Source organism: Candidatus Eisenbacteria bacterium (assembly GCA_016930695.1).
Taxonomy (GTDB): domain Bacteria; phylum Orphanbacterota; class Orphanbacteria; order Orphanbacterales; family Orphanbacteraceae; genus JAFGGD01.
The window spans coordinates 39322-60410 of sequence record JAFGGD010000007.1 but is presented as its reverse complement, the minus strand read 5'-3'; the positions used below and the strand labels follow the sequence as shown (position 1 = coordinate 60410).

15 protein-coding genes are annotated in these 21089 nt (G+C 67.2%); 3 read left to right on the top strand and 12 right to left on the bottom strand.

Annotated elements, in window-relative coordinates:
• Positions 1-170 precede the first annotated feature (170 nt).
• From JW958_00825 to JW958_00810, 4 genes are all read right to left on the bottom strand, one after another.
• Positions 171-794, bottom strand: a complete 624-nt coding sequence (locus tag JW958_00825; protein ID MBN1824774.1) for a hypothetical protein — start codon at positions 792-794, stop codon at positions 171-173.
• 150 nt (positions 795-944) lie between these two features.
• Positions 945-4256 carry a UvrD-helicase domain-containing protein gene (locus JW958_00820; protein ID MBN1824773.1) on the bottom strand — a complete coding sequence of 1104 codons (3312 nt, stop codon included), beginning with the start codon at positions 4254-4256 and terminating at the stop codon, positions 945-947.
• Positions 4253-7225, bottom strand: coding sequence for a PD-(D/E)XK nuclease family protein (locus tag JW958_00815; GenBank protein MBN1824772.1), 2973 nt, complete (start codon positions 7223-7225; stop codon positions 4253-4255). The genes JW958_00820 and JW958_00815 overlap by 4 nt, the downstream gene beginning before the upstream one ends.
• Before the next feature lie 54 nt (positions 7226-7279).
• Positions 7280-8305, bottom strand: a complete 1026-nt coding sequence (locus tag JW958_00810; GenBank protein ID MBN1824771.1) for an HD domain-containing protein — start codon at positions 8303-8305, stop codon at positions 7280-7282.
• 108 nt (positions 8306-8413) lie between these two features.
• On the opposite strand from JW958_00810, the gene JW958_00805 reads away from it, so the two are divergent.
• Entirely contained in the window at positions 8414-9250 is an 837-nt protein-coding gene (locus JW958_00805) for a PIG-L family deacetylase (GenBank protein MBN1824770.1), read from the top strand.
• Here the strand turns inward: JW958_00805 and JW958_00800 are convergent.
• The gene (locus JW958_00800; GenBank protein ID MBN1824769.1) at positions 9199-12441 is read right to left on the bottom strand and encodes a hypothetical protein; all 3243 of its coding nucleotides are present in this window, start codon (positions 12439-12441) and stop codon (positions 9199-9201) included. The two genes, JW958_00805 and JW958_00800, sit on opposite strands and share 52 nt — an antisense overlap.
• A gap of 119 nt (positions 12442-12560) precedes the next feature.
• Between JW958_00800 and JW958_00795 the strand changes: the two genes are divergently transcribed.
• Positions 12561-13022, top strand: a complete 462-nt coding sequence (locus JW958_00795) for a PTS sugar transporter subunit IIA (GenBank protein MBN1824768.1) — start codon at positions 12561-12563, stop codon at positions 13020-13022.
• Positions 12979-13647, top strand: coding sequence for an RlmE family RNA methyltransferase (locus JW958_00790; protein ID MBN1824767.1), 669 nt, complete (start codon positions 12979-12981; stop codon positions 13645-13647). Before JW958_00795 ends, JW958_00790 begins: the two co-directional genes overlap by 44 nt.
• On the opposite strand, the gene JW958_00785 is transcribed toward JW958_00790, so the two are convergent.
• The 7 genes from JW958_00785 to JW958_00755 all read right to left on the bottom strand — a co-directional run bounded on the left by JW958_00785 (position 13637) and on the right by JW958_00755 (position 20988).
• Positions 13637-14413 carry a prepilin peptidase gene (locus tag JW958_00785; protein ID MBN1824766.1) on the bottom strand — a complete coding sequence of 259 codons (777 nt, stop codon included), beginning with the start codon at positions 14411-14413 and terminating at the stop codon, positions 13637-13639. The two genes, JW958_00790 and JW958_00785, sit on opposite strands and share 11 nt — an antisense overlap.
• Position 14414: 1 nt before the next feature.
• Positions 14415-15005 carry a uracil-DNA glycosylase gene (locus JW958_00780; GenBank protein MBN1824765.1) on the bottom strand — a complete coding sequence of 197 codons (591 nt, stop codon included), beginning with the start codon at positions 15003-15005 and terminating at the stop codon, positions 14415-14417.
• A 103-nt stretch (positions 15006-15108) separates the two neighbouring features.
• Positions 15109-15639: a flavin reductase family protein gene (locus JW958_00775; GenBank protein ID MBN1824764.1), complete on the bottom strand. Its 531-nt coding sequence runs from the start codon at positions 15637-15639 to the stop codon at positions 15109-15111.
• 103 nt (positions 15640-15742) lie between these two features.
• Positions 15743-16075: a thioredoxin gene (gene trxA, locus JW958_00770; protein MBN1824763.1), complete on the bottom strand. Its 333-nt coding sequence runs from the start codon at positions 16073-16075 to the stop codon at positions 15743-15745.
• Positions 16076-16156: 81 nt separating this feature from the next.
• Positions 16157-17182, bottom strand: coding sequence for an inositol phosphorylceramide synthase (locus JW958_00765; protein MBN1824762.1), 1026 nt, complete (start codon positions 17180-17182; stop codon positions 16157-16159).
• A gap of 3 nt (positions 17183-17185) precedes the next feature.
• Entirely contained in the window at positions 17186-18817 is a 1632-nt protein-coding gene (locus tag JW958_00760; protein MBN1824761.1) for a glycosyltransferase family 39 protein, read from the bottom strand.
• A complete protein-coding gene (locus JW958_00755; GenBank protein MBN1824760.1) occupies positions 18814-20988 on the bottom strand; it encodes an ATP-dependent RecD-like DNA helicase in 2175 nt (724 codons plus the stop codon). Before JW958_00755 ends, JW958_00760 begins: the two co-directional genes overlap by 4 nt.
• Positions 20989-21089: the final 101 nt, after the last annotated feature.

Sequence of the window (21089 nt, the reverse complement as noted above, 5' to 3'; positions counted from 1 at the left end):
GAACACCCTCTCGCCTCATGGGACACGCTCTCGTCACGAACCGACCCCCCGACCCCAAAACCCTCCCGGGAAAAAGGAACATAAGAACGTAAACGATTTGGCGATTTCATTCCTTTCCATAAAAAAAGGCCGGGAGATGTTCCCGGCCGGTCGGCTTCGATGAGAAAAGATCAGATGGAGCGATCAACGCCCCGGCAGTAGACACGGACCGATCGCCCGCCCTCGCTCTCGACGATGTAGTAACCGATGCGGTCGAAAATCCGGTCGGTCACGCGGGACGCCGACTGCAGAAGGTACTTTTCGAAACTGGCGGGATACCAATAGGGCGCGTAGACCATCTGTCCCCCTTCCCGCCGGAACACCGGAAAATCGTGACACGCATCGAAAAATTCGAGCGGTTCCAGCGAGGAGAGGAAGATCGCCATTTGATCTCCGCCCCAAAATCGGTCCGCGAATGAACCGATCAATCCGCTCCCCGAAAGGGAAAAAGCCATCGGTTCGCTCCGCCATTCTTTCCCCTCTCCAAGGCCGAACACCCCCCCCATCAGGGGACGGCGGATGCTCTCGGCGTTTTCGATCTCGCCGAAAAACTCGCGATCGATCGCGTCTTCCGGGAGGACCATGTAGGAATGGAGCAGCACGCTCTGGCGCTCCGGAAGCCCCTGCACGAGGGCGGTTACCAGAGCGCCCGCGTTGGACCGGACACCCGCCTCATCTCCGATCGCGATGGAATGCCTCCAAAGCCGGTTGCGGATGATCTGTTCGGTCTTCAGTTTGTGGGTGTCGCCGAACATCTGTATTCCCTCTCCGTGGGGGAGTCCACACACCTACTCCTAATATACAGCCTTTTCGCCGCGCCGGTAGCCCGATTCGGTGAAACAGTGTCCCCGACCGTTTGAGTCCTTGCAACCGTGTTTGTTACGGTTCCGAAATCGGCGGGAATGTCAGGCCGTCGGGTGTTCCGGGCATCCCCGGCGATAGAGACAGTAACGGCAGCTTTCGTTCCGCCGCGCCGGGTAATCGCCCTCTCTCTCCGCGCGGTCGTAACGGTCGAGCGCGTCCCGAACCGCATCTCCGTCCTCCGCGATCGCCAAACCGCGTCCCACTCGCGCCGCCCAGATCCAAGTCTCCACGCGCTCCTCTTCCCCCCCGGCGGCGCGGACCGCGGCCGCGTACATCTGCAGAGAGATGCGATACCGTTCCTCGATCTCCCGCGGCGCGGCGCGATCGGTTTTATAGTCGACTATCACCCATCCTTCCGGCGTACGGGCGAGCAGATCGATCGCCCCCCGAAGGGGCCGGCCGCCGACGATCGCCGCGAAGGAAACCTCGGCGCCGGCGCGGCCCGGCTCGAGAAGCGGTCCGATCCGCGGGTCCGCGACGAGCTTTTCCATCCAACCGTCGACGAGTTCCCCTTCCCCGTTCTCCTCGCCCGCCGCCGAGGCGGGGAGACCGAGTACCCGCGACTCGACGGCCCTGTGAAATCGCGTGCCGAGAGAGGGCCCTCCCCCACCCTCCCGAACGGGATGGACCGGGAAGAGGCGAGCGAGACGGAAGCGCCGCGGACATTCCAGAAAGTCGTGAACCCCGGTTACGGTGCGCCCCGCCGGGTCCGGGTCGGGTGGCGGCGGTTTCGAGGCGAGCCGCCGGAGGACGCGCTTCGTCGCCTCCGGATCGGCGTCCCCGGCGAAACGCTCCGGCGACCGAAGAACCGCGCGCGGCGGGACGACGGGAACGGAGCGATCCTCCCCCTCCTCTTCCCCGCCGATCACGCGAAAACGGATTCCCTCCCAGTCATGCCCGCCCGTCGCCTCCGGTAAGCCGATCACGTCGTCGATCCGCGCCAGCCATCCGGTCATCCGATTGCCCACGCCGCCGGAGAGAATCAGATGACGCTCGGCGCGGGTGAGCGCCACATAGAGCAGGCGGACATCCTCCGCCTCGGCGAGCACTTTAAGCTCTTCGACAATTCGTGCATAAATATAAGGAACCCGACCGCCGGAGCGGCGCCGCACGCCGATCCCCCGGTTTTTGTGGAAGAGGAGCGGCGATTCCCCTCCCCGCGGGGGTCTCCCCAGATCGGCGACGGCCACGAGGGGGAACTCCATCCCTTTCGCGCCGTGGATGGTGAGAAGGCGGACCGCGTCCCTCTCTTCATCCACAGCCGATTCCCTCTCCCGGATCCGGGTCGACCGATAACGCTCCAGCGCGCGAAGACCATCGTGGAGGGAAAGCTCCCCCCGCTCCTCCAACGACCGCGCGATGGCGAACAGCTTGCGCAGATTCGCGCGCATTCGAAGACCGCCCGGCTCCAGGACGACCGCGCCCAGGTAGCCGGTCTCCTCGACGAGCGCCCGCAGGATGCGGTCCGCCGGCTCGAGACCGCGCCGGTCCCGGAGTCCCTCCAAAATCGACAGGAAACGGCGGAGCGCGTCGCGCCCCTCGTCGGAAAGCGCGGCCGACACCGAAGGGTCGCGCGCGCGGTCCCAGAGGGAAACGTCGCGTGGGCGTTCGATCAACAACTGCGCCAGGTCCCGGTCGTCCAGGCCGGCGAGGGGGGAACGAAGGGCGGCGGCGAGACGGAGATCGTCGTAAGGATCGTCCACCAGTGAGAGACCGGCGAGAAGATCGGTCACCTCGCGGGTCTGGAAGAAACCGCGTCCCGACGCGATGGACGCCGGGATCCCCTCCCGCCGGAGCGCCCTCTCGTAAAGCGCCATATCGGTCGTGCTCCGGAAGAGAACGGCCATGTCGCCGTAGGCGAGACCGTCGAGCCCCTCCTCGCGAATCCGCCGGAGCCTGCGCGCCAGGAGCCTCGCCTCCCTCTCCCGGGCGGCGCCGATCGATTCCTCACGCGCGACCAGGATCTCCACCGAAGGCTCCCGTTTCCGGGGAAACTCCTCGCGCGGGCCCGGTTCGAGAGGCTCGTAGGGGACGCCCATGGCGCGGTTCGTTTCCCACAGGCGGGAGACGAGGGCGTTCACCCAACGGAGAATGACGGGACGACTGCGAAAGTTTTGATCCAAAAGAATGCGCCGGGTCGATCGGGGAAGGGACGCGCCCATGTCGAGAAAGGCGGAGACGTCCGCGTCCCGGAACGCGTAGATCGACTGTTTGGCGTCCCCCACCGCCAGGAAACGGCCGGCGCCGCGCAGGCGGCGGACCAGCCGGAGCTGCAGCTCATTGGTGTCCTGGCACTCGTCGAGCAGGAGATAGGAGAAACGCCGGCGCACCTCTTCCCGGACCCGTTCGTTCCCGAGGAGACGGTCCGCCTTCTCTTCGAGATCGAGAAAGTCCGCCGCGCCCGCTCCCTTCTTCTCGCCGGAGTAGGCGGACAGAAAATCGACGGCCAGCTCGCGGAGGAGGAGGCGTGGCCGCTCCAGGTCCAGCTCCTCCGCCGCTTCGAGGAGATGATCCATCGCTTCGATCGCCGCTCCCACCGCCTCCTTCGCGTTCTTCGCCACGCCGCGGGTGACGCCGGCCCGGGCGGTCCGGACCCGATCCGCCCAATCCGAATCGCGGAGGGGATCGAGCCCATCCAGCGCCAGGATCCGGCGGAGTTTCTCCCTCGTCTTGGGCGGCGCCTCACCGGCGGCCGCCGCGCGAACCGCCGCCGTCGCCTCCGCCAGCCGCCGCCGCGCCGAACCGAAAAGCTCCTCCGGATCGGGAACGAAGGGGACGTCCCCCACATCCCGTCCGGCGGTGCGGATCGATCGGACGAGGGCGAAAAGCGGGGAAGGGTCGACGCCGCCGGGATGATCCGCGCCGGCGGACCACTCCAGCTCGCGGAACAGCAGAAGAGTCTCCTCGGGCCGCTCCCTCCACCACCGATCGAGCAGGTCGATCCAGACTCTCTCCTGCAACTCCGCCGCTTCCGCTTCGTCCAGGACGCGCAGGTCGGGATCGACGCCGGCCCGCTCGGCGTACTCCGTGAGGAGGCGGCGGCAGAAAGAATCGATCGTCGAGATGGGCGCGTGCGCCAGTTCACGGACCGAATCCGCCTTCCCCTCTTCCTGGAGACGGCGGCCGATCCTCTCCCGCATCTCGGCGGCCGCTTTATCCGTAAAGGTAATCGCCAAGATGCGGCGGATCGGAACCTCGCGCGTGAGGTGGAGGTGGAGGTATCGCTCGGCGAGGACCGACGTCTTTCCCGAGCCGGCGCCGGCGGTGAGCCAGAGGTCCCGGTCGCCGGTTTGCACCGCCGCCGCTTGCGCCTCGGTAAGACGGATCCCCTTCCCCGCGGCGCGCTTCGTCATTCCCCGTCCTCCAGAGCGGCGAGCACGATCCGGCAGAGGTCCCGGTAGGGACAGTGGAGCCTTTCGCAGGTGCGATCATCCGCCGGCTCCACCGGAAATTCACCGCTCTCGATCTCGCGGGCGATCTCCGCCGTCCTCTCCCGGACGCCGGCGAGGAGGGCGTCCATCCTCTCCCCCTCCATCGGTACAGCCGACCCGGCGCGCTTCTCCGGGACGACCCCCTCGGCGACGAATCGGGTGTCGTAGAAACCACCGCGAACGGGATCGCCGAGCCCGAGAAGGAAAGCGCCCACCGGCCGGCCGCCGTGGAGTTCCCGCGCGGCGAGAAGATAGAGGGGAAGCGCGAGGGAAAGCCCCGCTTCCAGGTCGCGGGCGAGCCCCGGTCCGCGCCTGGCGGACCTTTTGTAGTCGATGACCAGGAGATCGCCCGCGGGGGAGCGGTCGACGCGGTCGATTCGGCCGCGGACCGGCACGCCCCCCGCCAGGAAGGGACGGTCCTCCCCGCCGAAAGAACGTTCATAGGCGACCGGTTCCCAGCCGTGCTCCTCACGGAAACGGAGGTCCTCCTCGAGAAGGAGGGCGAGCCCCTCCCGGAGCCGCTCGGCCGCGAGCCGGTGGCCGACTCGCTCCGGCACGCCGCCGAGCGCCCGCATCGCCTTCTCGCCGAGGAGCGCCGCCGGATCACCGCCTGCGCGCAGCGCCTCCTCCAACACGGCGTGGATCAGCTCCCCCTCCCGGGTAAGAGGGAAACCGAAGAAGGGCGGTTCCTCCGGCTCGTCGAGGCGGTAAACATGGCGGGCGAGGTAGCGATAGGGACAGGCGCCGAAATCCTCCAGCGCGCTCACGGTGTGCGCCTTGCGGCGCGCCGCCCAGACGCGGAAGGGTTTGACGCCGCCGACGCGAACCGGCTCGTCGAACCGTCGCGGTTCGGAGGGGATTCGAGGGGTCCTCTCGCGGAAGAGCGCGGCGGCGAGTCCCACACCGGGCCCGTCCCCTTCCGCCGGATCGGCGCGGGCGGCGAGAAAGGGGAAGAGGTCCGCTTCGACGGCGAGGGAACGACTCGTCGCGAAACGCTCCACGGCGCCGCGATCCTCGAACCGCTCCGCCCCGATCGACTCGCGCGCCTCCAAAAGATAGGGGGAGGGAGGAGAGGCGTCTCCGGTCCGTTCGAAGGCGGGGGAACAGAAGTAAACCATCTCCGTCGCCCGCGTCCAGGCGCGCCGGAAAAGATAGCGCTCCTCGATCCGGTGCTCTTCCCTGTCGGGGACTCGGTATTGGCCGCTTTCGCCCAAGCGCTCCCGATCCGTTTCGGTCCAAAACGATCCCGACTGATAGGCGCGGGGGCAGAGCGCCGCCTCCAGGCCGGCGAGGAAGAGGACCGGCGCGGAGAGGTTCTGGCCGTGGCGGAAATCGTCTACCCGCGCCCCCCCCGGCGGACCGACGGCGTAAGAGACGCGGATCCGCCGCGCTTCGGCCTCCACGATCTCGAGCGCCTCCGCGGCGTCCATGGAATCCAGCGCCGGGCGCCGGCGAAAGGCGCGAACCGTCCGATCGAGAAACTCCCGGTAGCGGTTCCACGCGGCGGCGTGAAGAGGACCGTCCCTTTCGGGAACGGCGTCGGCGCGAACGGATGCTTCGATCCCCTCCTCCCACCAACGGAGAAGGGCTTCCACCGCGGCGCTTCCCCGAACGCTCCCCGTCTCGGCGGCGAAAGCGGCGAGCGGCTCCAGATGGGCGGAAGCGAAGCCGGGATCCGCGCCGCGCGCGCGCAGAAGGAGCGCCTCCCCCCCCTCCTCCGCGTCCGGCGCTTCCCGGAGTCGTGCGGCGAGACGATCCGCATGGTCCGGGTCGGCACCGGTCATCCTGTTCTTGAGGATCGGGAGAACCGTGGAGACGCGCACCCCCTCTCGGGCGAGGCGGATCCAGTCGAGAAGGGAGCGGCCGGCGCGGGTCTCCGCCCCCGCCGTTTGGAAACGCCCGTGAAAGGGAACGCCGTAGCGGGGAAAGATCTCCTCCACCAGAACGCGGTACGGCTCGACATCGCGAAAGAGAATCAGGTGATCGCCGGGGCGCCTCCCCTCCTCGGCGCAGGCGATGCGGATCTCCCGGGCGATCCTCTCCACCACTTCCTCCCTGTCGGCGCCTCCGAGGAATAGGGGCCGCGGCTCCGGCCCCTTTGCGGAGAGTCGCTCTTCACGGAACGGACCGATCTCCGAGGAGAGAAGGGCGAAGGATCGCTCCAAAGCCTCGCCTGTCCACTCCCCGTTCCCGGAAGGAGAAGGGAGAGTGATCCATGTCTCACCGACGCGGGAGGCCAGCTCGCGCAGGAGGGCGAGGCGGGGAGAGGAGAATCGATGAAAACCGTCGACCAGGAGAAGGTCCGGAAGGGGGGCGCGGTCCGCGCCGGAGGCGAGACGTTCCGCCGCCCGAAGAAGCGCCGCGGCGGCGTGGAAGAGGCCGGCCCCCTCGCGCTCCCGGAGGAAACGGTCGAGCGTTTCGGCGAGAGTCTCGAGACGCCCCTCTTCATCGGGCGCGTGGAGGAGCATCTCGCGGATCGACGCCGGATCGATTCCCGCCTCGCCGAGGTCCGCCGCCCAGGCGAGAAAAGCGCCGCGGAACCGAGGAGAGAGCGCTCGAGTCCCCACGGCCGCGGGCAGATCGGCGGCGACGGCGCGGAGCAGAAGAGACTCCTCCTCCGGCGCGGCGCCCTCCTCGGGCGTTCTCCCGAGGCGGTGAATCGCCCAGCTCTCAAAGGTGCGGATCCCGCCGTCGAAAACGCCGGCCACTCCGGCCCCTTCGAGGACGCGCCGGCGGAAGATCTCCACCGCCCCGCGATCCGGCAGGAGAACGAGCGCGCGCCCGCCCTCCGCCGATCCCCCGTCCCCCTCCAGAAAGAGACGGACCATCTTTTCCGTTTTGCCCGAGCCGGGAGGTCCGGTGAGAAGGACCGGCGACGCGGGACGGTTCATCGCGCTTTCCCCGATCGGCGCGCCGCCTGCCGGGCGCCGCCGCGGAAAAGACGATCACGCATCCCCGTTCCGCTCCTCCGGTAGGGAGGCTTTGTAATAACGCCGGCCGATGGCGCCCGAGGAATAGAGGTCTGTGAAAAAGCTCTCCTCGTTTCGGTCCGCCTCGAGGGTCTCGCGGGCGTTCGCCAGCTTGGCGTCCAGGTTGTCCAGGTGATAGATGAAGATCGCTTCCCGGGTGGCGGGGAGAACGGGGGCGCCGAACTCGCGCTCGCCGTGGTGGCTGAGAATCATGTGCAACACCTGGCGGCGGTGCTCCTCCGGAAAGCCCGGGGTACCGTCCATCGCCTTCTCGGCGCGGCGGGCGCCGAGATAGACGTGACCGAGAAGGGTACCGTCGACGGTGTACTCCTCCCCCGCCTTCTCCCCCAGTTCCTCCGTCTTTCCCATGTCGTGCAGCAGGACGCCCACGCGGACGAGGTCGGCGTTCAGTTCCGGGTAATGGGGCAGGAGGCGCTCCGCGGCGCCGATCAGGGAGAGGGTGTGTTCCAGAAGCCCGCGGCGGTAGGCGTGATGGAGACGGGTCGCCGCGGGAGCGGCGGCGAATCGTTCGGCGAAGGAGGCGTCCTCGAAGATCCGCTCCATCATCGCCCGGAGCATCGGGTCGCCGATCCGCTCGATCGCTCCGCGGAGTTCCGCCTCCATCTCCTCCGGCGAGCGGGGGCTCGCCTTTTCGAAGAGCGCGTCGTCCACTTCTTCGGGGAGGCTGACGCGGAGTTTGTCGAGGATCATCTGCAGGCGTCCCTGGAAGAGATCGATGCGCCCGGAGACGCGGATCGAATCCCCCACCTGGAAAAGGGAAGCGAAGGACTGGATGGGATCGCCGACGGACTGGCGGGGCTTGAACATGCGGGCCGTGATCCGGCCGGTGCGGTCGCCGACGTCGAGGTCCAGGTAGGGCTCGCCGGAGCGAGAGGTCTTCACGCTCTTCCTGAGCACGCGATAGTGCTCGGTCACCCGGTCCCCTTCCCGCAGGGTGTCGATGAATTGTCCTCGATGAAGATGGATCTCGGTATTCATCATTCTCCTCGCTTCCGCAGTATAGAAGGCCCCCCCACAGCGGTCAAGGAGTCCCCCCGACGCACTTGCCGCAAGAGGAGCTTTTTTTTATGCTCGAAAGAAGGTGAAGTGATGAATAACAAACCCGCGATTCTCGGTGTGTTCGCCCACCCGGACGACGAGTGCTACGGTCCGGGAGGAACTCTGGCGCGTTACGCCCTCGAAGGGTATCCGGTCCATATCCTCACCTTCACGCGCGGAGAAGCGGGCTCTCTCGGGAGCAGTCGCCGCTTCACTCGGGAGGAGCTGGCGTGCCGCCGGGAAGAGGAACTCGCCGCGGCTTGCCGCGCCCTCGGCGTCGCGGGACACAGGATCGTCGGGGCGCCGGACGGGGCGGTGGAGGGAATCGGCAGGGAGGCCGGAGCGCGGGAAGTGCTCGACGAAATCATGAGAACACGCCCGCAAGTCCTTATAACTTTTGACGAAAAGGGGATCTCCGGACACGCGGACCACCGCGCGGTGACCCTTTTCACACGGATCGCCTATCTTCGCGCGGGGGCGGAGGGACCCGCACGGATCTATGAGTACGGGATCTCCGCCACGGCGGCGGCCCGCCTCTCTCTCCACCGGAAAAAACCGATCCTCCCGATTCGCGACCATGAGCGCGAGGCGGTGATCCGCGTCTCCGACGAGGCGATGGATAGAAAAATCGAGGCGATCCGGAGGCACAGAACGCAGACCGCTTTTTACAGGCAGCTCCGCCGCGCGTTCGAGGACTACCGGGAGGCGACCCGGGAAGAACTCTTCCGTCTCGTTTTCGAAAGAGGCGAACCCTCGGCCGGGCCTCTCCCCTCCCGATTCTCCGTCCTCGATCCGGAGGATGATGAGAACCGGCCTTGCGCGGAGAGCCTCTTCCCCTACGGATCCTCCGCGGCCCCGGACCCTTCTCCGCGCAGGAGGTCCCCGTAGGCGCGCACCTTCTCCCCGCCGCCGGTCCGCCGCAGATACTCCTCCGTCAGCGCGAGGATCTCCGGGCGGCGCGCGAACTGGACGAGAGCCCTCTCGATCACCCGCTTCTCCCGCTCCGTCTCACCGCGGCGCGCGTAGTACTCGGCGAGCCGGAAATAGGCGCCGAAGTGATTCGGCGTGGAGTTGAGGACCGTGATCAGCCCCTTCTCCACCTCCTCGGCGTGACGCGGCTCGTAGAAATCTTTCTCGCTCTTGACGAAAAGCGATTCGGCCCGCGCCCGGTTGTTGGGGATCAGATACTCCCTCTCGAACTCCTCCCGGTCGATCTCGCCCATGAGCATTTTGTTTTCGCCGTATTCGTAGCGCGCCATCCTGTGGCGGGAGTTCTTGCGGATCGTCCTCTCCAAATAGTTTTGGGACTCCTCCAGGCGGCCCAGATTCTTAAGGGCCATCCCGATGAAGAAGTTGATGGTCCCCGTCTGATCCTGTAGGCGGTCGATCTCCTTCGCCTCCAACATGTCCTCGAGCCCCGCCTCGTGGCGGCCCTGGGCGAGACGAGCCTTGCCGCGGATCAGATAGATCCATGCCTGGCGGAAACCGCCCCGAATGATCCCGGTGAGAAATGCTTCGCACTCTTCGAATCGATGGGAGGAGAAAAGATCGTCGGCCAGCTGGCGTATGAGCGGCGCGTTCCCCGGATCGAGGGCGAGACCGCTTCGGGTCACGGCGATCGCCGAGTCGAGATCGTTCTCCTCGGTCCGCAGGAAGAAGGCGTACATACCGGCGGCGACCGGCGTCTCCCCGAGACGCCAGCTCTTCTCGGCGTGCCGCAGCCCCCCCGGTCCATACCCGTCGCGACGGAAGGCGCGCGCGATACGAAGGTGGAGTTCCGCCGCCGCCGCCGGCGGCAATCCCTCGAAATCGAGGAAGCGTTCCACGTCGTATCCCCGACCGCGGAGGATCGCGTCCATGCTCCCCCCTTCCAAGTCACGAAGCCACCACTCCGCTCCGTACTCGACGAACCCGCCGGCGTCCCGGTTCGGAACGGCTCCGTCGGCGTATCGATCGATCGTTTCCCCGTCGAGTCGGACGGCGGCCGCCAGGCCCTCCAGATCCCGGATGCGTGCTTCGCCGAAATCGGCGCGCAGAGCGTTCTCCTCCCAACGCTCGAGCGCTTCGGAGGCGCGGAGTGTGAGAGGACGATCGCTTCCCAACAGGATCAGGCGCTGCTGGTCTCCCGCCCGGAAACCGAGCACCTCGGGAAAGGAGGCGCGGAAAGAGAGGAGAAGGGAGCGAAGGTGATCCTCCCGGAGACCGGAAAGCGGCAAAGGACAAACCGCCACCCCCCCCTCCTTCAGCCGGGACGCGGCGAGGCGGAAGAACTCCTCCGTCCGCAGGTGCGCCCTCTTGCGGTCGGCGACCGGGGCGTCGGCGCAGACGATCACGTCGACCGGTTCCCCGTGGAGCAGGTGCCGGCGCGGATCCGCCGCGCGCGTTTGGAAACCCTCCTCCTTCCACGGCTCCCCGTTGATGCGCCCGAAATGGCGGATCGCCCGGAACGCGAACGGTTCCGGATCGACGAGGAGAACTCGCTCCGCTCCGGCCCGGAAGAGCATTCCCGAGGTGACGCCCGTTCCGGCGCCGAGGACGAGCGCGCTCTCCGCATCGGGCCGGAAAAGAAAGGGGAGACGCGCGAGAAGGATGTCGATCGACTTGAGCCCGCCGTCCGATCCATCGATCCAACCGTCCCGGCGGACCACCCGGGAGCCGGGCGCGCCGACCACCATCACGCTCGCGCTGGAGCCGTCCCCATAAAGCGAGGGGAGTTGGTTGTGCTCCAGCCGATAGGCGTCCCAGTCGTTCCCCTTCTGGAGGGAGGCGAGCCGGAACATCCCCGCCGAGGCGAGGGCGGGCTTCCATCGCGGTGGGTTGAAAAGGACGAAGAGCAGAAGAAGGACGAGAGGGACGATCCCGAGCAACCTCATGGAGAGGGGGCGCCTGCGCGAGAAAAGGAGAAGAAGCGCCGCGAGGAGGAGAAGAACCATCCCCGCTCCGGAGACCATCCCCCGAACGCCGATGGAGGGAAGGAGTCGCGGACCGACGAACGCTCCGAGCGCCGCGCCGGCGGTGAGGGCGACTCCGCGCCGTCCGATCCCCGAAGAGGAGGCGACCCTTCGGTGCCGGAAGAGGAGCGCGCCTCCCGCCGCTCCGAGGGGGATCGCCCCCGGCAGAACGATGAGGGCCGCCAGGAGAGCCGCGATGGAAAACACCCCTCCCGGGGAGAGGAATCCGCCCCCGATCGAACGGGCGTACCAGAAAGGCATGTGCGGGACCAGGAAAAGAACAAACATCAGAAACGACGCAAAAAGAACGGCGCAACCGCCTGTCCAGAAATCAATTCGCATTCGACTTGAGAAAACGCTCGAAACGATGCCCACACCCGAACCGAGCAGAATCACAGCGATGAGGAGAGCGAGATTCCTCTCGGTGGAGCCGAGCACCAGATCGCCGATCCGGACCCAGGCGATCATCGCCATCGCCGCGGCCGCGCCGACGGGCAGGAGGGCGAGCGTCGATGCGAAGCCTCTCTCCTCCCGCTCTTCGTCGCCCACCGCCTCCACCCCCGCACTCCCCGGTCCGGGGAGAATCAGCGCGCCGCCGGCGATCAAGAAGAGGGCGAAAGAGAAGAGGACGATTCCGCCGAGGCCCGCGGACGGGAAGAGGATCCAACCACCGAGAAAGGAGGCCGCCGAGGCGCCGGCCAGGGAAACGGCGAGGCCGGTTCTCCCCCTCTCCGGGTCGGCGATCAGGTCCGCCGCCGCCGCGCCCAGACAGAGGCCGGCGAGGGCGGAGAGGATCGGCGCGAAGACCTCGGCGGGAATCGCCGCGGACGCCCGTGGAAGCAACGGCAGCAGGAGGGCGATTCCGGCGGGGACGAGACGAACCGCCGCCCGGAGAGAGCGCCCCCGACGCAGAAACCCGGCGTCGCCGGCGAGTCCCCCCACGGCGATACCGGCTAAAAGCCCGGCCAAAACAGTTTCCCGCGCAGGGTCCGCGCCGGCCGAGCCCATCAAGGAACGGATCGCCCGGAGCCCGCCCAGAAGGAGAAACGCCCACGCCGCCCCACCGAAAAAGGGCGGGATCTGGAGCAGGGCGCTCCTCCCTTCGCTCTTTTTCACATCACCGTTCATCGTTCCCTCTCCCCAGATCGGCCTTGTCAGGGAGACCCCATGGTCGTACACTTCATGGGTCTCGACGGGTCATTTTACCAAGACCGTTGCAAACGAACAAGATCGAGCAGACGAAGGACATGATGCTTTCAATGGGTGACCTCCTGGACCGGAGGTCGATTCTCATACTCTCCAAGTCGAGGAAGAAGACCGATCTCCTGCGGGATCTGGTGGGGCTTCTCTCCAAAGCCGACCGGGTGAAGAACCCCAAAAAGGCGCTCGCCGACGTAATCGATCGGGAGAAGGAGAAAGGGACCGGGCTGGAGCAAGGGGTGGCGGTGCCGCACTGCCGGACCGAGGGGACCGATACGCTGGCCGCCGCCTTCGCGCTGGCGCGGGAGGGGATCGATTTCGGCGCATTGGACGGAAAACCGAGCCGTTTCATCTTTCTTCTCGTTTCCCCCCGAAACGCCACCACCACCCACGTCCAGGCGCTGGCCACCATGGCCCGTCTCCTCAAGAGAGAGGAGATTCAGCACGCCCTACTCGAGGCGAAGGATACCGCCGAGGTGGAACGCATCCTCACGGAGACCGCCGAGTGAGCCGCTTTCGTCCGCGCGATTTTTTTTTAAGCAGGCGAAGACGGAGGGGTACGCCGCCCGCTCTCTCTATAAGCTCCGAGAAATCGATCGCCGCCATCACCTGATCCGCCGGGGAGCCCGCGTGGTCGACCTGGGCTCCGCCCCCGGCTCGTGGCTCCAGTACATCGCTGAACGGGTCGGCCCCCAAGGACTCGTGGTCGGCGTCGACCTCTCCGAGATCCGGATCTCTCTCCCGGACACGGTCCGGGTGCTCCGCGCGGACATCTTCCGCCTCGAGCCGGCCGACCTTCTCTCCTTCGCCCCCCGTTTCGACATTCTCCTCTCCGACGCGGCGCCCAATACGACCGGCGTCGTCTTCGCCGACAGCGCGCGCTCCGTCGAGCTGGCGCGTCGCACACTCGAACTCGCCCGCGCGGTGGTCGCCCCCGGCGGCGCCTGGGTCTGCAAGGTCTTCCAGGGGGAGGATCTGGCCGCCCTGAAAAAGGAGGCGCGCCCCCTCTTCGAGAGGCTCGCCGTCGAAAAGCCGAAGGGATCCCGAGGAGGGAGCGTGGAGCTCTTCCTCGTCGGCACCGGACTCAAGGAGAGCGGAGGGGTGGACGGTTCGAAGGATCCGGTCAGCCGCTGAGACCGGCGAATCGCAGGTACCAATCGATCCAGGCGTTTCCGTAGAGCAGGGCGAGGAAACCGACCGGCGCGAGGAAGACGCCGAAGGGGATCTTCGCCCCTCCTCCCTTCCGCGCGAAGGCGATCAGCGCGATCCCGAAGAGGCCGCCGGCGAACGAGGAGAGAAAGAGGACCAGCAAGATCGATTGCCAGCCGAGGAAAGCGCCCATCATGGCGGCGAGTTTCACGTCCCCTCCCCCCATCCCCTCGCGGCCGCGGGCGCGCAGGTAGACCTCCCCGATCAACCAGAGACTCCCGCCGCCGACCAGAAAACCGAGCGCCGCGTCGACCCATGCCCCCTCGATCCAGCCGTGATAGAGAAAACCGATCGGGATCGCCGGCAGGGTGAGCGAGTCCGGGATGAGCTGCAGGTCCAGGTCGGTGAAGACCACCACGAGCAACACGCAGCCGTAATAGAGCGGAAAGAGGAGCGTCCAGTCCTGCGGGAAGGAGAGGGCGATCCAGAGGAAGAGGAAGCCCCCGGCCAGTTCGATCAAAGGGTAGCGGACCGAGATGGGGGCGCCGCAATCCCGGCAGCGACCGCGCAGAACGAGCCATCCGAGCACCGGTACGTTGTGGCGCCGGCGAACCGGCGCGCCGCAGGCGGGACAGGCCGAGGGGGGACGCGCCACCGAACGTCCCCGCGGGAGCCGATAAATGCAAACGTTCAGAAAGCTGCCCACCGAGAGCCCGGCGAGAAAGAGAAAGGGGAGAAGGATCGTTTGCATCTCAGAAGAGCGTCATCTGTTCCGGCTCGGCCTCCGCCTCGTCGCCGCTCGCGAGAAAAGCGACGATGCGGCGAAAATCCTCCGCCAGAACCGTCTCGAGGGAACGGTTGTAGAGCACCGCGGCGGGGTGGTAGATCGGGATCACCGTCCGGTCGCTCCAGGAGAATCGCTGGCCGTGCGCCTTGCTGATGCTCACCCGTTTCCGCGTAAAGAGGTTGAGCGCGAAATTGCCCATCGGCACCAGAACCCGGGGACGGATGAGCGCGAGCTGCTCCTCCAGGAAGGGGCGGCACGCCTCGATCTCCTCCCGCTTGGGATTCCGGTTCTCCGGCGGCCGGCATTTGAGGACGTTGGCGATGTATATCTCTTCCCGCCGGAGGCCGACCGCCTCCAGCGCCTTGTCCAGCAGCTTCCCCGCTTGTCCGACGAAGGGAACGCCGCTCTCGTCTTCCCGGCGGCCGGGCGCCTCGCCGATCAGCACCACATCCGCGCTCTCGTCGCCGGCGCCGAACACGGGCTGGGTCCGGGTCCGGCCGAGGGGACAACGGCGGCACGCTTCCACCACGCCGCGCAGCTCGATCATGTCGCGCATGCCGCTCCCTCCGTCGCACTTCTTCCGGATAAAGAGCATAGCGGCGGCGGCGGCGGCGCACAAGGGAAAACGGGAGGGGCGCGAAATTCACCCATAAATCGAATTACGGGGCGTTCCAAGTCGCCGTCCCCCGCGCGGCGACGATCTCGCCGAAATAGACGCGGTGGTAGTCCTTCTCGGGGTAACGCTCTTCTATGGAGGGGTCCAGGAAACGTGCGGGATCCATATCCTGGGAATAGAGAGTTCGGCACTCGAGGACGAGTTCCGCCTCGGCGAAGGCGGGAGCGGCGACGCGCTCCGACGGAACCGGCGTCAGGCCAGCGGCGGCGATCTTGTCCCCGTCCCGGCCGGACCGGGTGCCCAGAATCCGCGCCGCCTCCCGGAGCGGCTCCGGGAGCACGGAGAGCGTGAAGCCGGGAAAACGCTCCATGAAGCCGTAGGTGTGCCGTGTGGGACGAACCACCACCTGCGCGAAGGGGAAATTCCACATGCAGCCCAGGCTCCCCCAGGCGACGGTCATGGCGTTGTACTCCCCGGCGGCGAGGTCGCCGGCGGCGAGTATCAGCCAACGATCGGCCCAGAGGGAATGAGCGCGCACCAGCAGACGATCGATCGGAATCGCTTCGAGTTTCAAGGTCTCTACTCCCCGCCGGGCCGGCGCGAAAAAGGGCCCGGCCGGGCGGCGCCCCTCGTGGAGGCGCCCCGACCGGACCCCGTGGTTTCCAACGGTCCTTTCCCTAACCGATGATCTTCTCGACCTTTTCCACGATCTCCTTTTTCGGCACGGCGCCGATGACCGTATCCACCACCTCGCCCCCCTTGAAGAAAAGCAGGGTGGGAATGCTCCGGATGCCGAAGTTCGCCGCCACGGTGGGATTCACGTCCACGTTGATCTTGGCGATCTTCAGCTTGCCGCCGTATTGGTCGGCCACTTCCTCCAGGATCGGGCCGATTCGTTTGCACGGGCCGCACCATTCGGCCCAGAAATCCGTGATCACCAGGACCGGCGACCCGATCACTTTCTCCTGAAAATCGTTGTCCGCCACTTCCATCACATGCTCGGATGCCATTCGGTCGATCTCCTCCATCGGCCGCCGGCTCGGAGAGGAATCGCGGCGGGAGAGGGTGTGGATTTCGGTTCGGGGACCAGTCTAGAGGAGGCTCCGCTCGCTGTCAACGCGATCGGACCGGCCCCCGCGGAAACGCTGCCAGAGACGATCCAGCCGGGGCGTCACCCAGGCGGTCCAGGGGACCAGAAAGGCTCCCGCGATCAGATCCACCACGTAGTGATGGCGCAGGTAGACCGTGGAGGCGAGCAGACCGATCACGAAAAAGAGGAGGATCGGAAAGAAACGGCGGCAGTAGCGCCAGGCGTAGTAGAGGGAAACGAGACTCACCGCGGTGTGCAGGCTCGGGAAGGCGGCGCGCGAGGCGTGGTTCGGCATCATCGCGATCAGCGCGTTCTGGAAATCGGCGATCGCGCCGCCGCCGAGGTTGACCGAAAAGAGGCCGAGCGACTCGAAATAGAGTCGAGGAGGCGCGGCGGGAAAGATCACGTAGAGCACGTAGCCGGTGTAGAACGTGATGATCACGCCGAGGAGAGTCTCCCGCGCCTCCCTCCTCCTGCCGGTGAACCAGAGCAACAGCGCCACCGAGGGGGCGACGAGGAAGAAATTGGTGTAGAAAAAGCTGAAGAACTCGGTGCGCGCCGGCGTGATGAACTGCTCCGCCCAGACCACCGGCTGGAGACCGAACAACCGCTCCTCGATCATCGCGAGCGTCGTGTGGATGTCGTGGGGATTCACGAAACGGACCGTGTCGTGCAGGTTCGTGTAGACCGCCGAGCAGAGCGCGAAGGGGAGGATGACCCGGAAGAACTCCACCGACTCCCGGAGCGCCCGGGAGGCCGAGGGGGAGCGGCGCGCCTTCTCCAAGAGCGGCAGGAGCGCCGCCACGGCGGCGACGATCACCAGCCGGAGTATCCCTCCCTCGATCTTGCGGGATCCCTCGCCGGCGCGTTGCATCTCCAGGTTCGCCCAGACCGTCACCGCCGTGGATGGAATGAAGAGAAGAACGAAGAGCGCCTCCTCCAGGCGGAGCCTCCGGAGCGGGTCGAGAACGGCGCCGACGATTTCACGCCCGGACGTCTTCCCTTTCGCTCCCGAATCCGCGCGCATCTTCTATTTCTCCTTTCTCTCCGCCGCGGTCGTCGCGGCCTCCCGCTCCGGCGTCCCCACGATCCGATAAATCACGTAATCCCCGGTTCGACGGAGAGGCTCCAGCGCGGCGATCATCGTGGAGGAAAGATACCGCTCCTGCTTCTCCCGGAGAAGGAGCAAATCCCCCCCCCCGTCCTCGAAGCGGCGGAGGATCTCCCCGACCTCGCCGCGCAGATTCACCGCCCGCCCCCTGAAATAGAACTCCGCCGAGGGAGGGACGCCGTCGAAAAAGAGAGGCTCTCCCCCGAGGGGAGCCGTCGCCCGGGCGAGGTGCCGCGTCGACTTCCCCTCCTCCACCGCGCCGGGAACGGCGACGGAGAGGGCGATCAGGAAAAGGGGGAAGAGGAGCGAACCGGAGAGGATCGCCGCCGCCGAGCCTCCCCGCCGGAACGCGAAGAGCGCCGCCCCTCCGGCAAGGAGCAGGGGGAGGAGGAGCGCCGCCCCCTCCGCCGGACGGCCTGAGAATCGGGCCAAACCGTAGACGGTCCCGGCGACCAGGAGAAACAGCGGAACGGCGAGCCCGACTCGACGGGCCGGAATCCCTCCTTCTCCCGCCGCCTCCCGGCCGAGGAGAATCGCCAGCGGCGGAAAGGCGGGAAAGACGTAAGGAAGCGAGAGGGAACGGCTGAAGGTGAAGAAGAGGAGCGGCGAGAGCGCCCACAGCCAGAGAAACGCGGTGCCCTCTTCCTCCGACGGGTCGCCGGCGCCCGTCGTCGCGTGGGGGCGGAAACGCCGGATCGCCGCGCCGACCGCGGCGGGCGTCCAGGGGAGAAAGCCGAGCAGGCCGAGCGCCCAGATCAGGCCGTAGGGGGAGACGTGGCCGTGGCCGTAGCGGTCGCCGTACTCGGCGCGCACGTATCGGAGAAAATGTTCGTGCAGAAAGAAATAATTCCAAAACCCGGGCGTTTTCCTCTCCGCGAGGACGTACCAGGGGACGGCGACGAGGAGCAGGAGGCCGATCCCCGCCACCCAGGGAAGACGTCGGACCGCGCCGAGTTTCCGCGCGCGGATCACGTCGAAAAAGACGGGGAGTCCGGCGAGGACGAGCGCGATCGGCCCCTTGGCGAGAAGACCGAGACCGAGAAAGAGAAAGAGGAGGAGCCCCGGCCAACGTCGGGAGGGATCCTTGCGGAACAGGAGATAGCAGACGAGCGCGCCGGTCACCGTGCAGGTGAAGGTCACGTCGAGGATCACCGTGCCGACGAGGAGCGCGAAGAGTCCCGACGAGCCGAGGATGGAGCCGGCGAGGAGCGCCGCCCGGCCGCCGTAGAGCCGGCGCGCGGCGATCATCGTGAGCGCCAGAATCCCGAGACCGGAAAGGAAACCGGGGAAGCGCGCCGCCCACTCGTTCACGCCGAACGCGCGGAGCGAGAGGGCGGTCATCCAGAAATGGAGGGGCGGCTTCGCCCAGAAAGGCTCCCCGCCGTGCAGGGTGGGCGTGATCCAATCGCCGGAGCCGAGCATCTCGCGGCCGATTTCGGCGTAGCGCCCCTCCGTGGCGTCGAAAAGCGGGGGGAGCCCGAGGGTGGCGAGCCGCGCGAGGAGAAGCAGGGCGACGAGGGCGGCGGCGGCTCGGGCGGCGCGGCGGCTCAAGATGCGACTCCTCCGGGGAGGACCGCGCGCCAGAGGCGTTCGGCGAGCAGGGAGTAGCGATGCCGGATGCGGTTGTTCCGCACGGCGAGCCCGACGGTTCGCTTGGTGCCGACCAGCACCACCAGCTCGCGCCCACGGGTGAGCGCCGTGTACAGCAGGTTCCTCTGCAGCATCGGGTAGTGCTCGCCGAGAAGGGGAACCACCACCGCCCGGTACTCGCTCCCCTGGGACTTGTGAACCGACACGGCGTAGGCCAGCGCCAGTTCGTCGAGCCGGGCGAAGTCGTAGATGACCGACCGCGGACCGAAACGGACCTCGACCTTCTGTCCCTCCGGGTCCACCGATTCGATCCAACCCGAGTCGCCGTTGTACACGTCCAAGTCGTAATTATTTCGTAGCTGAATGATTTTATCCCCTACCCGGAGAACGCGGTTTTCCCTGCGCAGCTCCTCCCCCCGCGGATTGAGCAGCTCCTGGATCTCGCGGTTGAGATTGGTCACGCCCGCGATCCCCTTGTGCATCGGCGCGAGCACCTGCACGTCCCGTATCGGATCGAAGCCGTACCCGCTCTTCGCCTCGCCGCCGAGGAAAGACCGGATCCACTCGAGCGCGCGCGCGCCGTCCTCCGCCACGACGAAGCGAAAGTCCCGCGCCTCGTCATCCATGAGGGGCATCTCCCCGCGGTTCACGCGGTGGGCGTTTCGGACGATGCGGCTCTCCCGGGCCTGGCGGTAAATCCGGGTGAGCCGGACCGTGGGGACCCGGCCGGACTCGATCAGGTCCCGGAGAACGTTCCCCGGCCCCACCGAGGGAAGCTGATCCACGTCGCCGACGAGCACGAGGCGGCAGCCGGGCGGAATCGCCTCCAACAGCCCGTCCATCAGCAGCAGGTCGACCATGGAGACCTCGTCGAGGATCACCGTGGACGCGGAGAGCGGGTTCTCCGCGTCCCTTTGGAAACGCCCGGTTCGCGGATCGAACTCGAGGAGCCGGTGGATGGTGCGCGCCGGACGACCCGTCGCCTCCTCCATCTTCTTCGCCGCCCGTCCGGTCGGCGCGGCGAGAAGCGCCGCCTCGCCGGAGCGTTCCAACACGGCGAGCAGCGAGCGGACCAGCGTGGTCTTCCCCGTCCCCGGACCGCCGGTCACGACCGTCACCCGCCCCTCCAGCGCCGCCTCCACGGCCGCCTGCTGCTCCTCGCCGAGACGGGTATCGAGGGCGGCGTCGATCCATCGAAGCGCCTGGAAAGTGTCGATGGCCGGGCCGACGCCGGGCTCGGAGAGCAGCGTGTTGACGCGGCGCGCCACCGATTCCTCGGCATGGAGCATCTCGGCGCGGTAGATCAGCTCCCGGTCCGGCTCCGCCTCCTCCGCTTGGAGAGAGCCGGCGGCGAGGAGGCGCTCGAGGGCTTCCTCGACGTGCTGTTCATCGGCCTCGAGGAATGCGGCGGTGCCGCTCACCAACTCGTCCCGGGGAAAGCAAACGTGGCCGGCTTGGTGGAGGCGACCGAGATGGTAGAGCACCCCCGCGTCTGCGCGGCGCGGCGAATCGGCGCTTATGCCGAGCGCCTCCGCGACCCGGTCCGCGGTGCGGAAGCCGACCCCCCACACTTCATCCGCCAAGAGATAGGGATCGGATCGCACCGTCTGCACGGTTCGCTCGCGGTACGTCTCGTAGATACGCGCCGCCAGGGCGGGACCGATGGGGAGATCGTGAAGAAAGATAAGCGTTTCGCGAACGCTCTTCTGGTCGCGCCAGCCGTCGCGGATCATGTCGAGCCGCTTGGCGCCGATCCCGTCCACCTCGAGCAGGCGCTCCGGCTCGTTGTCGATCACGTCGAGCGTTCCCTCGCCGAAACGCTCCACGATCCGTCGCGCCATCTCGCCGCCGATGCCGCGCACCAGGCCGGAAGAGAGGTAGCGCTCGATTCCCCCCTCCGTCACCGGCGGCCGCACCTCGACGGTTTCCACCTCGAACTGCTCGCCGAAACGCGGGTGGAGAACCCACCGGCCCGTGAGTCGGAGCAACTCGCCGGCGGAGAGATCGGGCATCCGCCCCACCACGCTGACGATGCGGTCTTCCTTCTCATCGCGGAGGCGGGCCACGGTCCAGCTGTTTTCCGGATTGCGGAAAACAACCCGTTCCAGAGTCCCCTCGAGAGGCGTCTCCATCGATCGGCGGTCCTCCTCGGCACGGCGGGGCCAAGGGACGCGCCGGCCTTCCGCTCACCATAACCGATTCGGCCCGGGGAGCAAAGAACCACGGAGGGGAG